At 68.4% G+C, this 16,081-nt stretch carries 13 protein-coding genes; 11 read left to right on the top strand and 2 right to left on the bottom strand.

The genetic code is table 11. The annotated features are described in order from the left end of the window. Positions 1–33: 33 nt before the first annotated feature. The 8 genes from FCH28_RS04410 (at position 34) to FCH28_RS04375 (ending at position 11,032) form a co-directional block, all read left to right on the top strand. On the top strand, positions 34–1,470 hold the full coding sequence (locus tag FCH28_RS04410; protein WP_136738390.1) for a M20 family metallopeptidase: 1,437 nt from the start codon (positions 34–36) through the stop codon (positions 1,468–1,470). A 35-nt stretch (positions 1,471–1,505) separates the two neighbouring features. Further along, entirely contained in the window at positions 1,506–2,867 is a 1,362-nt protein-coding gene (locus FCH28_RS04405; protein WP_136738389.1) for an MFS transporter, read from the top strand. A gap of 370 nt (positions 2,868–3,237) precedes the next feature. Then, positions 3,238–3,981: a metallopeptidase domain-containing protein gene (locus FCH28_RS04400; RefSeq protein ID WP_246102385.1), complete on the top strand. Its 744-nt coding sequence runs from the start codon at positions 3,238–3,240 to the stop codon at positions 3,979–3,981. 210 nt (positions 3,982–4,191) lie between these two features. After that, the gene (locus FCH28_RS04395) at positions 4,192–4,974 is read left to right on the top strand and encodes an ABC transporter ATP-binding protein (protein ID WP_136738388.1); all 783 of its coding nucleotides are present in this window, start codon (positions 4,192–4,194) and stop codon (positions 4,972–4,974) included. A 73-nt stretch (positions 4,975–5,047) separates the two neighbouring features. Then, entirely contained in the window at positions 5,048–7,720 is a 2,673-nt protein-coding gene (locus FCH28_RS04390; RefSeq protein ID WP_136738387.1) for an ABC transporter permease, read from the top strand. A gap of 266 nt (positions 7,721–7,986) precedes the next feature. After that, the gene (locus tag FCH28_RS04385) at positions 7,987–8,634 is read left to right on the top strand and encodes a hypothetical protein (protein WP_136738386.1); all 648 of its coding nucleotides are present in this window, start codon (positions 7,987–7,989) and stop codon (positions 8,632–8,634) included. 342 nt (positions 8,635–8,976) lie between these two features. Further along, a complete protein-coding gene (locus FCH28_RS39660; RefSeq protein ID WP_136738384.1) occupies positions 8,977–10,398 on the top strand; it encodes a serine/threonine-protein kinase in 1,422 nt (473 codons plus the stop codon). 289 nt (positions 10,399–10,687) lie between these two features. Beyond that, positions 10,688–11,032, top strand: coding sequence for a hypothetical protein (locus tag FCH28_RS04375; protein ID WP_136739076.1), 345 nt, complete (start codon positions 10,688–10,690; stop codon positions 11,030–11,032). Positions 11,033–11,306: 274 nt separating this feature from the next. Here the strand turns inward: FCH28_RS04375 and FCH28_RS04365 are convergent, their stop codons facing one another. After that, positions 11,307–11,615: a 4a-hydroxytetrahydrobiopterin dehydratase gene (locus FCH28_RS04365; RefSeq protein ID WP_136738381.1), complete on the bottom strand. Its 309-nt coding sequence runs from the start codon at positions 11,613–11,615 to the stop codon at positions 11,307–11,309. A 932-nt stretch (positions 11,616–12,547) separates the two neighbouring features. Between FCH28_RS04365 and FCH28_RS04360 the strand changes: the two genes are divergently transcribed. After that, positions 12,548–13,291 carry a class I SAM-dependent methyltransferase gene (locus tag FCH28_RS04360; RefSeq protein ID WP_136739075.1) on the top strand — a complete coding sequence of 248 codons (744 nt, stop codon included), beginning with the start codon at positions 12,548–12,550 and terminating at the stop codon, positions 13,289–13,291. A gap of 146 nt (positions 13,292–13,437) precedes the next feature. Here FCH28_RS04360 and FCH28_RS04355 read toward each other — a convergent pair whose 3' ends face one another. Continuing rightward, positions 13,438–13,938: a MarR family winged helix-turn-helix transcriptional regulator gene (locus FCH28_RS04355; RefSeq protein ID WP_136738380.1), complete on the bottom strand. Its 501-nt coding sequence runs from the start codon at positions 13,936–13,938 to the stop codon at positions 13,438–13,440. Between the two features lie 93 nt (positions 13,939–14,031). On the opposite strand from FCH28_RS04355, the gene FCH28_RS04350 reads away from it, so the two are divergent. Then, positions 14,032–14,481, top strand: coding sequence for an SgcJ/EcaC family oxidoreductase (locus tag FCH28_RS04350; RefSeq protein ID WP_136738378.1), 450 nt, complete (start codon positions 14,032–14,034; stop codon positions 14,479–14,481). 1,002 nt (positions 14,482–15,483) lie between these two features. Then, the coding region (locus tag FCH28_RS04345) for a sensor histidine kinase (protein WP_136738377.1) at positions 15,484–16,081 on the top strand (598 nt) is incomplete at its 3' end.

Genomic DNA, 16,081 nt, shown 5'->3' with positions numbered 1-16,081 from the left:
CCCGTATCTGCGCCACACCCGGGAGCAGCCCTAGTGATTCCCGCAAACCTGATTCGACGGGCCGAGGAGTACATCGACTCGGGCGCCTTCTTCGCCGAGCTGAGCACCATGGTCGGCTACCCCACCGAGAGTTCCCGCCCCGAAGGTTACGTTGCCGTTAAGGCATACCTGGATGAGGTCCTCGTCCCCGCGCTGACCCAACTCGGTTGCTCCGTCGCCGAGTACGCCAATCCGGATTCCTCCGGCGGGCCGTTTCTCGTCGGCACCCGCATGGAGTCCCCGGAACTCCCGACGTTGCTCTGCTACGGCCACGCCGATGTGGTCGACGGCCATGCCGGGCAGTGGAGCGACGGCCGTGACCCGTGGGTCCTGACGGCCGACGGTGACCGGTGGTACGGCCGCGGGTCGGCCGACAACAAGGGGCAGCACCTGGTCAACCTCGCGGCGCTGCGGCTGCTGCTGGACGAACAGGGAGCGCTCGGCTTCAACCTGACCTTTCTGTTCGAGACCGGTGAGGAAATCGGCTCGCCGGGGCTGGCCGCCTTCGCCGCCGCACACCGCGACCTGCTGCGGGCCGACGTCCTGATCGCCTCGGACGGGCCGCGCCTGGACGCGGCCGCGCCGACGCTGTTCCTGGGGGCGCGCGGGGGCGTCAGGCTCCGGCTCGACGTCGATCTGCGCCCGGACTCTTACCACTCCGGCAACTGGGGCGGCGTCCTGCGCAATCCCGCCACCACCCTGGCCGGTGCCATCGCCAGCCTGGTCGACGGGCACGGCCGCATCCAGGTCCCCGCGCTGCTGCCGCCCGAGCTCCCGGATTCGGTGCGTGCGGCGCTGGCCGGCGTCACGGTCGCCGGCAGCCCCGGTGATCCGGCCCCGGACGAGGGGTGGGGGGAGAGTGGGCTGACCGCCGCCGAGCGGCTCTACGGCTGGAACACCCTTGAGGTCCTGGCGCTCGGGTCGGCCGACATCGACCACCCGGTGAACGCGATCCCCGGCCGGGCCCGAGCCGTGCTGCAGCTGCGGTACGTAGCGGGTACCGACGTGGACCGGGTGCCGGAGGCGGTCGCCGGGCACCTCGCCGCGCACGGCTACCCGATGGTCGACGTCACCGTCCTGCGCAGTTTCCCCGCCAGCCGCACGCCCCTCGACGACCCGTGGGTTCGCTGGGCCAGGACGACGCTGGAACAGGTCACGGGCGAGCCCGTCGCCGTCCTGCCCAACATCGGCGGCTCCCTGCCCCACCACGTCTTCACCGACATCCTCGGCCTGCCCACCTTGTGGCTGCCGCACTCGTACCCCGGCTGCCTCCAGCACGCACCCGACGAGCACCTGCTCGGCACCATCGCCCGCCAGGGCATCGTGCTGGCGGCCGCGCTCTTCCACGCCCTCGGCCACCCCTCGGCCGACCACCCGCTCCCCGCACGCGCCCAGGTCCACCCCCCGCTCCCCGTCCCCCGCTCGGCCTGACGACCGTCGGCCAGCGCCTGCCGGAAGGACCCCCGATGACCGACGTCTCCGCCCAGCCGACCCAGCCGCCCCCACCGGAGAACTCCCCGACGACGACGCCCAGACGGGCCTCCGCCACCCGCGCGATAGCGGCGGCCACCATCGGCAACGCCCTCGAGTTCTTCGACCTCGCCCTGTACGCGCTGATGGCGGCATACATCGGCAAGACCTTCTTCCCCGACGACGACCCGGGCGTCCAACTGATCCAGACCTTCGCGGTGTTCGGGATCACCTACCTGGTGCGTCCTATCGGCGGCCTGCTGCTCGGCTCGTACGCGGACCGGCGGGGGCGCAAGAACGCGCTGATGCTGTCGATCCGGCTGATGGTCCTCGGCACCCTGCTGATGGCGGCCATGCCCGGCTATGCGACGCTCGGCCCCGTCGCACCACTGGGAATCGTGCTCGCGCGGCTGATCCAGGGGTTCGCGGCCGGTGGCGAGTTCGGCGCCGCGACGTCCTTCCTGGTCGAGCAGAACAACCGGCGCAAGGGCTTCTACGGCAGTTTCCAGTTCGCCAGCCAGGGGCTCGCCACCCTGACGGCCTCCGCGTTCGCCACGGCTCTGACCGCGACGCTGTCCGACGCCCAGATGACGGCCTGGGGCTGGCGGGTCCCCTTCGTCTTCGGCCTGCTCGTCGGGCCCGTCGGATACCTCATACGCCGCTATGTCGAGGAGTCACCCGCGATGGCCGAGGAGACGGCGGCCCAGGAGCCGACGGTCGCCTCCGGCTTCGGGACAGACCAAGACGCGGAGAAGTCCTCCCCGATCCGTTCGGTGTTCCGCCACCACTGGGGCGGCGTACTGATCGCCGGCGGGGCGCTGGTGGTCTCCACCGCGCTCAATTACTCCCTGCAGTACCTGCCCACCTTCGGGATCAAGGAGCTCGGCCTGGATGAGTCGCTGTCCTTCACCGCGCTGCTCATCACGGGCGTCATCCTGACCCTCGGAACCCCGGTGGTGGGCCTTCTCGCCGACCGGTTCGGACGGTTGAGGATCATGATTCCCGCGGCGGCCCTGATCGGTCTCAGCGCCGTCCCGCTGTTCATCTGGCTCACTCGAGCGCCGTCCTTCCTGACTCTGGCGCTGTGTATGACCGTCCTCGGACTGTTGAAGGCCGCCTACTTCGGTGCACTGCCGTCGGTGATGTCCGACGCCTTCCCGACAGGAGCCCGCGCGACCGGGCTGGCGTTCAGCTACAACACGACGGTCGCCCTCTTCGGCGGCTTCACCCCCACCATCGCCACGGCCCTGGTCACGGCAACCGGCTCGCAGATCTCACCGAGCTACTACCTGCTGGCCGTCTCGGTAGTGAGCATCACCGCGCTGGTGGGCGGGTTCCGGATCCGCGGCATCCGCTGAACGGTTCGGGGCCGGCCCGAATGAGCTCGCGCCCCTCAGTCTCATCCGAAGTATCGCGCCCTGTCCATGTGGAGGTTCCCGCGCCATGAGAACGCGTACTGCCCGCGAGCGGCGTGTGCTGCTGCTGTCGTCGCTGCTCGCCAGCGTGTTACTGGTTCTTGTCGGGATGCCGTACGCACAGGCTTCCCTCACAAGGTCGGCATGATCTTCGTGCACAAGGTCGGCATGATCTTCGTGGACGTCCCGGACGCCCGCCACCGAGTCCCCCGCCGACGACGCAGACCAGATCACGCCGAGTGCGGAATGGGTGTGGCAGGCGTCGTACGGCAAGGCGTGGCTTGCCATCACCCAGCACCAGCGCTGAGTGCGGATGCCCCACAACTCCATGGACTACCACTTCGACCGCGGCTTCAGCCATGACACACACGAGGCGTACATCAAGGACACCGTGGCCGCAGCAGATGCGGACGTCGACTTCTCCGCGTACGACATGGTGTACCTCGTGCCGACGAAGAACGCCTCGGCCATATCCTTCACACCCACCTATGTGCACCAGCCGGGCACGGACGGCGTCGTCGCCGACGGCAAACGCATCAAATGGGCGGTCACCTTCGGCCAGGACATGTGGCACTGGGGACCCAAACTGGTCGACCATGAGACCGCGCACACCTTCGGGCTGCCCGACCTGTACGCCTTCGACAAGGGCGACGACGAACATCGCTTCGCAGGTGGCTGGGACGTGATGGGCCTGGTCGGCGGGGCCGGACCGCAGTACTTCTCATGGCACTCCTGGAAGCTCGGCTGGACCGACGACAGTCAGGTCGTCTGCCGAACCTCGGCCGGCAGCGACACCGTCCAGCTCACCGCGGTCGAGTACGGCAGCGGTACGAAGATGGCCGTGGTCCGCACCGGGCCGACGACGGCGTATGTGGTCGAATCCCGGCGGCGCGCCGGCGCGGACACGGGGCTGTGTGCGACCGGGGCACTCGTCTACAAGGTCGACTCGTCCGTCGAGACCGGCAGGGGCCCTATCCAGGTCATGGGCGCGAAGCCCGACGCCGCCCCGGCGAGCGGGTGCCGGCCCTTGGACCGACGCACCGTACGGAGCCGGTGAGGTCGCCTGCGGCCGACCAGCGGGGCCCGCGGCCCGGCCCACCGCTGCCCTCTGTCTGTTGGTAGAGGGACTGTGGTCCGTGAGGGGGACGCGGTTCGCGGTGGGTCTGCCGATCGGCAGGGGCCGCATTCGCGACCTCAGGGCGACGGATTCGGGGGTGTGGCGCGGCCACGATTGTGGGGAGTTTCGCACCCCTCTTCAGGAGTTTCCATGTCGCAGAACGCAACCCTGACGCTCGGCCTCAAGTCCCCCGCTGGTGTTGCCGCCTGCGCGACGGGGCTGACCAAGGTATACGGCGAGGGTGAGACCCGGGTCGTCGCACTCGACTCGGTGACGGTGGAGTTCGGACGTGGCCGGTTCACCGCGATCATGGGGCCGTCCGGTTCCGGTAAGTCGACGCTGATGCACTGCATGGCGGGGCTCGACGCCATCTCCGAGGGCTCGGCCCGGATCGGCGACACGGAACTGTCCGGCCTGAATGACCGTCAGCTCACCAGACTCCGCCGGGAAAAGATCGGTTTCGTCTTCCAGGCGTTCAACCTGCTGCCCACGCTGGATGCGCTGGAGAACATCACACTGCCGATGGATATCGCCAGCAGTAAGCCCGATCAGGAGTGGCTGGAGCTGATTGTGGGGACGGTCGGTCTGTCCCAGCGGCTGCGGCACCGTCCGTCGCAGCTGTCCGGTGGTCAGCAGCAACGGGTGGCCGTGGCCCGCGCGCTGGCCGCCCGGCCGGAGATCGTCTTCGCGGACGAGCCGACCGGCAACCTCGACTCCCGTTCCGGCGCGGAAGTCCTGGGCTTTCTCCGGGAATCCGTACGGGAGTTGGGGCAGACGGTGGTGATGGTCACCCATGACCCGGTGGCCGCCTCCTACGCGGACCGGGTGGTTTTCCTCGCCGACGGGCGGGTCACCGACGATCTGCCCGCCCCCACACCCGAGGCCGTGCTGGACCGTATGCGGCATTTCGACGCCAAGGGACGGACGAGCTGACGCGGCCCACCGCCGCTCACCACACCTCGTCCCCCGCACCCGCCACCTCCCACCCAGGACTGAACCGATCACCATGCTGCGTACCGCCCTGCGCAACGTCCTTGCGCACAAAGCCCGATTGATCATGACCGCACTCGCGGTCCTGCTCGGCGTCGCCTTCGTCTCCGGCACCCTCGTCTTCGCCGAAACCACCGCGAACGCCTTCCGCGACGCCTCCGCCCAGAGCCTCAAGGGGGTGGCCGTCTCCGTGCGGGCCGACCAGGCCACCAGCATGGACCCGGCTGCCCCCGATACGGCAGGCGGCGAGGGCGGCGCGTCCGGCACCGCCCTCGATGCCGCGCTGGCGCAGAAGATCCGCCAACTGCCCGGCGTCGCCTCGGTCCGCCCCACCGTCCACGGGCAGGCCACCCTGGCCGGTAAGGACGGCCGACCGGTCAACGCCGACACCAACGGGCAGAACCTGGCCACCAACTACCTGCCCGGCCAGCACGGCAAGGGCGGCCAGGACGGCAAGGACAGCGGGCACGGAAAGGACAGCCACTATCCGTTGAAGGAAGGCCGCGGCCCGGCCGCCGCAGGTGAGTTGGCGCTGGACGCGAAGACCGCTGCGAAGGCCGGCTACCGGATCGGCGACACGGTCCGCCTCGCCACCGACGGGCCCGCCCTCACCAAGAAGCTGGTCGGCATCGTCTCCACCGACGACCCGCAGGTCACCGCCGGCGCCACCCTCACCCTCTTCGACACCCGGACCGCACAGCAACTGTTCCACCATCCCGGCCAGTTCGACGAGATAGCGGTCGCGGCCTCCCCCGGCACCGACGAGTACGCACTGACCGACCGGGTGCAGGCGCTGCTCCCCAAGGAGGGTGTCAGGGCCACCAGCGGCGCCGAACTGGCCGCCGAGCAGTCCGCCCAGATCGCCGAGAACACCGGATACCTGGCCAAGACGCTGCTGGTCTTCGCCGGCATCGCGCTGTTCGTCGGTGTGTTCCTCATCGCCAACACCTTCACCATGCTGATCGCCCAGCGCAGCCGCGAGATCGCGCTGCTGCGGGCCGTGGGCGCCTCGCGCCGCCAGGTCGTACGCTCCGTCCTCATCGAGGCCGCCCTCCTCGGCCTGGTGTCCTCCGTCGGCGGATTCGCGCTCGGCCTCGGTATCGCCGCCGCCATGGGCCCGCTGCTCAACACGACCGGTGCCGCACTGCCCGACGGGCCACTGGTCATCACCCCCGCGGCCCCGCTGTCCTCGCTCGCGGTCGGCGTCCTCGTCACCGTTCTGGCGGCCTGGCTGCCGTCCCGCAAGGCCGCGAAGATCGCCCCCGTGGCGGCGCTCAGCAGCATCGACCAGGCCCCACCCGCCCGCACCCTGCGGGTCCGCAACGTGCTCGGTGCTCTCCTCACCGGGGCCGGAGTGCTGGTGATGCTCTACGTCTCCACGCTCAGGACCAGCAAGGAGTCGAACCTTATGACCGCGATGTTCGGCGCCGCACTGACGCTCGGCGGCGTGATCGTGCTGGCCCCGCTGCTCTCCCGGCCGCTGATCACCCTGGCCGGCAAGGTCACCACCCGCTTCTTCGGCGTGGGCGGCAAGCTCGCCCGACAGAACGCGCTGCGCAACCCGCGCCGCACCGCCGCCACCGCATCCGCGCTGATGATCGGGCTCGCCCTGATCACCGGTCTGACCGTCGGCGCCCACTCCGCGCAACACGCCATGGCCAAGGAAGCCACCCAAGGCCTGACCGCCGACTACAAGGTCAACTACAGCACCGCCCGCGGGCTCGACGCGGACGCGCCCGGCAAGATCGCCCGGGTGCCCGGGGTCGCCGCGGCCGCCCCCCTCACCACGGCGCAGTTCGACACCCGGGGCCAGTACGCCGTCATCACCGGCACCGACCCCAAGGCCTTCGGCAAGGCCGCACAGCTCGACTTCCGCGCCGGCTCGCTGAACGACATCGGCCCCGGGAAGATCGCCGTCTCCGACGAGTTCGCCAAGCGGGCCGGGCTCCAGATCGGCGCCACCCTCGACGCGAAGATGGGCGACGGGATGGACACCGGCGCGGCTCAGAAGGAGCACACGACCGGGAGGAAGGGCACGGCCCAGCAGAAGAAGCTGACGGTCGTCGGCATCTACGCCAAAACCCGCACCCTCGACGAGGCGCTGGGCACCCTGACCGACGTCCTCCCGCACTCCGTGACGAAGCAGCTCGACAACGTGCTGGTCAAGGCCGAGCCCGGCAGGACTGCGGGCCTGGACCGGAAGATCCGTGCCGCGCTCGGTGACAGCCCGCTGCTGAAGGTCCGCAGTCAGGAGCAACTCATCAAGGACAACAACGAGTCGGTCACCACGGTCCTGAGCATGATGTACGGGCTGCTCGGTATGGCCGTCGTCATCGCGATCCTCGGCGTCGTCAACACCCTGGCCATGTCGGTCTTCGAACGCACCCGGGAGATCGGGATGCTGCGCGCCATCGGTCTCGACCGCTCCGGCATCCGGCAGATGGTCCGCCTGGAGTCGGTGGTCATCTCCCTGTTCGGCGCAGTGCTCGGCATCGGCACCGGCATCTTCCTGGCCTGGTCCGCAGGCGGCCTGACCACGACCTCGATGCAGGAGTACGAGACCGTCCTGCCCTGGGAGCGCCTGGGCACCTTCCTGGTCCTGGCCCTGATGATCGGCGTCCTGGCCGCCATCTGGCCGGCCCGACGAGCCGCCCGTCTGAACATGCTGCGGTCGATCCAGTCGACCTGAGCGGTTGCCCCGCGGGACGACCCCGCCCACCGGACCACGTCGGGGTGCCGCTCGCGAAGCCGTAGCGCCGCGAGCCCATCCTGACCAGCCCCCGAAAGCCATCTGAAGAGCGGCGCGGCCGACAAGCGGTCGACGCCCGCGCGGTTCCAGCAAGTTCCCGACAAGTCAAGGAGATTCGCGTGTCCACACAGTGCACCACCTCAGCTCGTCGAGACCGACGAAGCGGAGACAAACGACGGTCCAAGCGCATCGCACAGCGTGTGAGTGTGATCCTGGCTCCTCTCGCGGCGTTGACGCTCCTCACACCGGCGGCCGCGCATGCGGACGAGGTCCACGGCCAGGACGCCGGTAAGGACCCGAAGCTGGCCGGCGAACTGGTCGACTACTGCCAGAAGAACGCAAGCGAGTGCACGTTCACGCCCTACGGGAACGAGCCTCAGACGTTCGACGCGGCACCTGAGGTCGTCTCGGAGAAGAAGTACAACTGCTCCCAGACGGAGAATCTCGGCGCCAAGTACGCCGTCTCCCGGAAATACGGCGGAAGTTACACCGTGACGACGGGTGTCACGCTGGGGGCCGAGGCAGGGGGCAGCCCCTTCGATGTCGCGGTCAAGGGCTCGATCCAGGCCAAGTACGAGGAAGCCCGGTCCTGGAACTGGGAGACCAGCACCACGGAAGAGCTCAACGCCACGATCAAGCCCCGGAAAGCGGGATTCGTCAAGGCCGTCAAGCACATGAAGTCAGTCGAAGGATCGCTGTTCGTGAAGCGGTACAACGACAGCGGTGTCGGCTACACCTACTACCTCCTCGACCACATCGTCGCCGTCATGCAGGAGCGCGCACCTTCCCTGGTGGCGGATGAATCGGAGATGACGCCCGAAGAGACCCAGAGCTACTGCTCCACTGCTCAATAGCCGTACTGCGGCGAGGGTCCGCCGGCAAGCCGTTCGTCGGCAAGCAGACGGGCCCTCTGCCCGTGTTCCCACCGCCCAGGAACCACACCTATCCCCACTTGTTCGACGTCTGCCGATAGATGAAGCGCCCGCACCCGCGCCTGCCTACAAGAAATCCTCACATCATCGCGAATCTGCGAGTGCTAGTCTCCTTCGACCACTCCCCCCTTTGCTCATCAGAATTGCTTTCCGGGCAAGCCGACTACCATTCCACTCGGCCTCTGGACGCCCTGGCGCGTTCCACGACGCCCCTAACGGCATTGGCGTTCGCCTGTCCGAGGACCGCGAAAGGTGTGAATAAAGGTGCGCGGCGAACTGCTGGCTGACCGATACCGGCTCGCGACGCCGCTGGGCAGCGGAGGCATGGGGCAGGTGTGGCGGGCGCGCGATGAGGTCCTTGGGCGCGCGGTGGCCGTCAAGGTGGTGTCCCGGCCCGCGGACGAGACGACGCGCGAGCGCCTCGTGTGTGAAGCCCGTGCGGCAGCGCGGCTCTCCCATCCGGGCATCGTCGCGGTATTCGACGTCGACGAGACCACCGACGGACGACTCTTCCTGGTCATGGAGCTGGTTGAAGGCCGCAGCCTCGCACAGATACTGCGCGAGGCCGGACCGTTGTCACCGGAGCGGGTCGCGGCAGTCGGTGCCCAGGCGGCTCACGCGCTGGCCGCCGCCCATGCCTGCGGCGTGATCCATCGCGACATCAAACCCGCCAACCTGCTCATCGGCCACGACGGCACCGTCAAGGTCGCCGACTTCGGCATCGCCGTCCTGGCCGGCGGGAACTCCACCGCGCTGACCACGACCGGAGACGTCGTCGGGACCGCCTCGTACACCGCGCCGGAACGAGCGATGGGCCAAAGGGGCACAGCATCCTGCGATCTCTACGCACTCGGCTGCGTGTTGTACGAAGCAAGCGCCGGGCGGCCGCCCTTCCGGGCCGACAACGCCGTGGAGCTGCTGTTCCAGCACGTCTACCGGCAACCGGAGTCGCTGCGCCGAATACGCCCGGACGTTCCGCCCTCCCTGGAGAGAGTCGTACACGCCCTGCTGGCCAAGGCACCGGCGGAGCGCCCCGCCGACGCCACCAGCACGGCCGCTCTGCTGTCCGCACCCCCCGATGACGACATCACCAGCACCTGGCCGACCCCGGCGGCGACCGGGACGAGCCCCCCTCCCGGTCCAACACCACAGCGCTGGCAGCTGCAGACCGCTCTCGGAGTCCTGGCCGCCGCTGTCTTCGCCGTTACGTTCGCAGTCGCCTGGGCTGATTCCTCCATCGAGCCGACCGGCCAGGCGAGCCGTGCCTCATCACCGGCACCGGACACCTCCACCTCCGCGAAGCCGGCCGCGCCTTCGCCGTCGTCTCGGGCTCCCTCCCCGTCGTCGACGCCCGCGGTGGTGGCAGCAAGCACAACTCCAGCCGCCGCCCCCACCCCTCCTCCCCCATCCCGTCGGGTCAGCCCGTCCGCGCTGGTGGCCGCCCTGACGCGCAGGATCCGCACCCAGGTGTCCACCATGGACCCGAAGCTGGCTCGCGAGGTTCAACACCGCACGGCCCAACTCACCGGCAAACTCGGTGAAGGCAAGGCGAGCATTGCCGCCGACAGAGTGCACGAGCTGAGCCGGCGGCTCACCGAAGCCCGGTCACAGGGCCGATGGGCCGGTGATGCGCGGACGGAACAGCTGCTGCGCCGGCTTTCCCGCTGCCTCCCCACCCGCCACTGAGCCGAGCCGCCCCTGAGATCGGAACGCCGACCCACAGGGAATCCGTAATCCGTATGGAACCGCATGGAACCCGTATGGAATGCGCATGGAACCCGCATGGAATCCGTGTGGAACTCATGTGAAAGCCGTGTGGAATTCCGTCCGGAACCTGGACATCGGCGTTCGCAACAAAGATCCAATATACGAGTTCGGACCAGGCCTGGAAACCGATATCAAATCGCAGGTTTGAAAGAAGTTTCGTGCACTCGCGCGAGGCAAGTAGGGGGGCATGAACAGCCCCCATGAACCCATGCCCGTAAACGACAACTACAGTCCCTATGGCCATAATCAGGACGCTCACAGGCGTAGCCGGGACGGCTCCGGAGTAAACCGGACAGCCTTGGTCATCCATACGATCGCCGACATCGCTGCAGGCTTTCTGGTCCTGTGGATCCTGCTGTACCTGCTGGAGGCCAACCAGGGAAATGTCTTCGTCGGATTTGTGCACGGGGTGGCCGGCTGGCTCGCCGGATGGTCCCAGGACGTCTTCACCATGGATGTCGAGAGTCTGCGGGTTTTCCTCAATTACGGCCTGCCCGCAGTGATTTACCTTCTGCTGGGCCATGGGATCGCTGCGCGGGTGCGCCGCCTCTGACCGAAATCCGGTCCAGCGCGTCAGTCATATCCGTGAGGTCCGCGAGCAGATCATGCATGCAGCGCGATCAGATCGTGCATGCAGAAGGGCGCAGGTCACAGGTCGCGGGCCTCACGACGCGGCGGGGCATGAGGTGCTGGGGGCGGATGGACGGATGGACGGATGGGCGGATGGGCGGATGGGCGGATGGGCGGATGGGCGGATGGGCGGACAGCCTGCCGGCTGCCGGCTGCCGGCTGCCGGCTGCCGGCACCGAGCGTGCGGACGCAGAACGTCAGGCATGCCCCCGCACAAACGACCCGGCCGCCAACTCGATCCGCTGCGCCAGTTCAACCTCGACGTCGGTGAGCCCGACATCGCCGTGGAGCGTGAGGTGCAGAACATGCCCGCCACGGATATCGATATCAGGGCAGCGATTCAACTTCTGGGTATCGACCACGATCTTTTCGAGAATCCGGACAACCGTGGGGAAGTCGTGCGCCTCGACAGTGCGTCGCAACGTACTGCCTTCGCGTTGCCATCCCCTCATCTCTGCACCGGACATCCGGTCTTCGATCTCGGCATCGCCAAGGACTCTGGTCACGGTATTCCTCTCCTCCCGCCCGATCCGATAGCAGCTCATCTGAGGGTCCGGTCGCCGCCAGGGGTCTCAAGGTCGGCCTCGGTGGAACCCCCTGGCGCAGCGGCGGCCGGGTGGCACGTCACCACTGGCAAGAACCACGCCCGCTCAGGAGCCACCCAGTCGCCCAGCCACCGGGTCACCCGGTCACCCAGGCCGCGACGTGCCGCCCTGGCTGCCGCCACCCGGCTCGGGCCCGAGGTCGGTGTCGCGACGGTCGCCCATGCCCGCGACCCCGGGGCCCCCGGTCGGCGGACGATATTCAGGCGCCTCCCCTGGACGTGTCCCGGGAGGCGGAGCGCCATGGCGCGACCACTTGCTTGACGGGCGCGGGGGCTGCCCGGTTTGACGGGAGCGGTCACATGACCACCTCCTCGAAAGTGGTGGCAACGCTTCGCACATCGCGCGGACCCGCGGCGGTTTTCCCCGGCTGCCCCGACGACAGTCGCCGCCGCGGGCCCGTCACCGCAGGTTGCCTGGGGGAACTATCGCGTAGAGCCGCCGCTGGAGCCGAGGAGATTCCCGAGATGAGCACACTCGCCGATCCCGCGACAATGCCCCCTACTCATACTGTGATCCGCCTCTGTTCCAGGGGCAACACCGGGGCAATCCCCGCGCAACCCAGCTGATGGCGCCCCCGGTCCCACCGCTGCGCTCTCGAACCCCTACCTCCGCCCCGTACGTCCGGCCCGCACGTCGGGCCCCGCACGTCCGGCCCCGTACGTCCGCACGTACGTCCGCACGTACAAAGGCCGGGACGCCGTCCGGATCTTTGTGGCTTCTGTCAGTACGACCGTCAGCCGGGGTGCGGGAAGACTGCCCGTCAGCGGCCGAGGCGTGTCCCGCGGGGCGGGGCCGAGGCCGAGGACATGACCAGACACGGGGAGGACAGCGCGGTGAGCGTGCAGCAGTATGACGAGATCGGTGAGGCCTACGAGGGCTTCAAGGCACTGCCGTTGGAGCAGTACGTGGTGGTGCCCAGCTTCCTGGGCCTGGTCGGGGACGTGCGCGGCAAGTCGATCCTCGACCTGGCCTCCGGCACCGGCTTCTACAGCAGGGAGTTCAAGCGGCGCGGCGCCGCGGACGTGCTCGGCATCGACATCTCCGGTGAAATGGTCGCCGTGGCACAGGCGTTGGAGGAGCGCGACCCGCTGGGTGTGCGCTACGAGGTGGGCGACGCGGCCGAACTCCGGCCGCTCGACGAGCAGCGGTTCGACATCGGCCTGGCGGTGCAGCTGCTCAACTACGCGGAGGACATCGCCACCATCGAGCGGATGTGCCGCAACGTGCACCGGAGCCTGAAGCCCGGCGCCGAGCTCTTCCTGCTCAACCAGTCGCCCGACTACGACTTCGACGGGCCGACCCCGGAGAAGCACGGCTTCCGCACCGAGCTGACCGGCGAGGAGACCGAGGCCGGACTGCGAGTGCGGACCACGGCGCTGCTCGAACCGCCGGTCACCATCTTCGGCATCTTCCCGCGCCGCGAGGTCTACGAGAAGTGTCTGCGGGCGGCCGGCTTCAGCGAGGTGACCTGGGTCCCGCTGGAGGTGTCCGAGGCCGGCGTGCGCGAGTTCGGTGCGGACTACTGGGCGGACCTCCTCGCCAACCCCCCGCTGGTGATGCTGCGCTGCCGCGCCTGACGACCGACCGACCGGACATGCCGGTGGCCCGACCCCTGGAATTCGCTGAACTGGGGTCGGGCCACCGGCCGTTGGGGCCTGACTGCTAAGCGGTCACGAGGTAGTAGCCGGTGGGGGTCGACCAGTGCCCCCCACCATGGCTGCGGTCAGCCGCCGCTCTTGGACCGGCCGGCCCTGCTGCGCCTAGGAGCCGTTGCCTTGCGGATCTCCTCGGTGGCCGCGCGATACGCGGGCGCGGCGTGTGCGAAGTAGTCGAAGAGCAGGGCTCGCTGCTCTGGGGTGTAGCGCGCCAGGACGTCGGCGATGTGGCGGCGGGCGGGGCCCACGACCTCCTCGATTCGGGTGAGCGCATCCGGGATCGGTTCGACGATCACACGTCTGCGGTCGTTGGGGTCCGCGGTGCGACGCGCGTAACCAGCGCGTTCAAGTCGGTCGATCAGGCGGGTGGTGGCACCGGTGGTGAGCCCGGTCCGGGTGGCGAGCTCACCTGAGGTGAGACTGCCCTCCTGCGCGATGAGGCTGAGTGCGTACCACTCCGACGTGTGCAGTCCTGCGGCCTCCGCACTGGCCAGGCCCTGGAGCCCTACCGCGTCCAGGTACTGACGGAAGATCACATGCTCATCCGCGTCACCCAAGGGGATTGCCATCGCGGGAACCCTCTCCTAATCTATCTGCACACATGCAGATACTGTTCACACTCAGAATCTGCCTCAGTCTAACCACCGAGGGGGTCCTCCGCCATGCCCATCGCCCACGACACCGACGCGGTCACGTCCGTACTGAACGAACTCGTCGCCGCTTGGGAGCGACACGACGCCGACGCCTACGGGGAGTTGTTCACGGAGGACGCCACCTACATCACCTATGTCGGCACCCTCTACCAGGGGCGCCGGGACATCGTGGACAGCCACCGCACTCTGTTCACGTCCTTCCTCAAGGGCACCAGGCTCGCGGACGAGGTCCTCGACATCCGCTTCTACGGGCCGGACACCGCCATCGCCACCGGGCGTGGCGACACCTACAAGGGCAAGCGACCGCACAAGCTCACCAAGATCCAGACCTACACCCTGGTCCGCCAGGCCGACGGGAAGTGGCGCATCGCCGCCTTCCACAACACCAAGCGCAAGCCGCTGATGGAGTCCATCTCCAACCGGCTCGCCCCGGGCCTCATCCCCGCCGCCGAGAAGTAGGCCAGCCGCGGGATGCAGGGCTTCCCTCGTCAGGAGCCGAATTTGAGGCGGACCTCCGACTGCCGCCCTGGTCGTCCTTCCACGTTCCCGCCAACTCCGCATTCGTCAGCACCAGGGGATCGCCCGGAGCGCCGGGAACCCAGAGGCGCGTCAGGGCGATCCACGCGATCAGCGCCACAGGAATGAGAAGGAGTATCGATCCGCAGCCGAGCGCCCAGGCGCAGCCGCGGACGACGCGCCGCTTCCCCGGTCGCTCGGACGGGCCGAAAGCCCATGCCCCGGCCGGTCTTTCGGGCCATTCCTGCGTGGTCGGCACGAGCCACCCTCGGTTCTGACGCCGGTCAGGGTCCTGCTCGGCAGCGTCATCATGCATCGGCCTTGGAACGGCGCTGACGGGACCCCCGGTGGTACATCCGCACTGCGGCCAAAGTCTCCAGGGCGCTCCGAGAGCTACCGGAGGTGGCGTGACTCCGGGCGGCACCATCGTCGCGCGCCACCGTCAGCCGGCCAACTGCATCGACGAAGACAAGGGCGGCTGTGTGGACGCGCTGAGGTCCAGATTCGCCGCATCCCGCATCGTCCCGCTGGCCGAGCCTGGGATTCCGGCGCCGCTAAATGGACAGCCAAACTCCGGTGGAGGCTGACCGCCATCCGTGCCGAACACAAGGCGCTGCGCGCGATCACTGCCGGATGTACGGATGCGACGGTGTAGTTCGCGCCCGCGCCGTAATTCTCCGCCGTGCCCGTTGCCGAGCCGCGGCCGTCAGCGCGCAACTGGCAGCTCGGCCCTGCGCGTGCCTGTGGAGCGTCCGTGACCGTGAATTGGTAGCCGGTGTCTTGATGACGACACTTCTTACCGTCGGTTTATGGCTGGTCTGAGCAGGATGGAGGCAAACAAATCCGTTCTGCTGTAAGGCGTATGAGAGAGGATCAGTAGTGCGTTCACGCGTCTCCCCGGTTTTGGATATTGGGCCCGTTCCGGGTTGCCGAGGCTGACCGGCGATGGCTGCATGCTCCGAATCTTCCGCGCCGCTGACTGTGCCTGCGAAACCTACGTGGGATCCCAAACCGTCGGGCCGGCCGGCTCTCTGGCTGCGTCCGACTATCCGTATACGGCTCACGCTGCTGTATGGCGGGATGTTCCTGATGGCGGGCATCGTGCTGCTCACGATCATCTACATGCTGGCTGCGGACGCTTTCGAAGACGGTGTCCCGTCGATCGGAGTCTCCGGTGGGGACATCAGGGTCAGCAGTGACAGGTGCCCCCCACTGTCCTCGGCTGCTTCCCTCCGCGAGATCAACATCGCCTTGAACGGCTGCTTCGAGCAGCAGCGCGCCGCGTCCCTGCACACCCTTTTCAACCGTTCCCTGATGGCGTTGATGGGTCTGACGATCGTGGCGTTCGCCTTCGGGTACGCGATGGCGGGGCGGGTGCTGTCGCCGCTGGGGCGGATCACCCGGACCGCGCAGCGAGTGGCCGGCTCGGATCTGCACCGGCGGATCGAGCTGGGCGGCCCGGACGACGAGCTCAAGGAGCTCGCGGACACCTTCGACGAGATGCTGGACCGTCTCGACCGGGCCTTCGAGTCACAACGTCGCT

Source organism: Streptomyces piniterrae (assembly GCF_005048155.1).
GTDB lineage: Bacteria > Actinomycetota > Actinomycetes > Streptomycetales > Streptomycetaceae > Streptomyces > Streptomyces piniterrae.
This window is presented reverse-complemented; position numbering and strand designations above follow the sequence as displayed.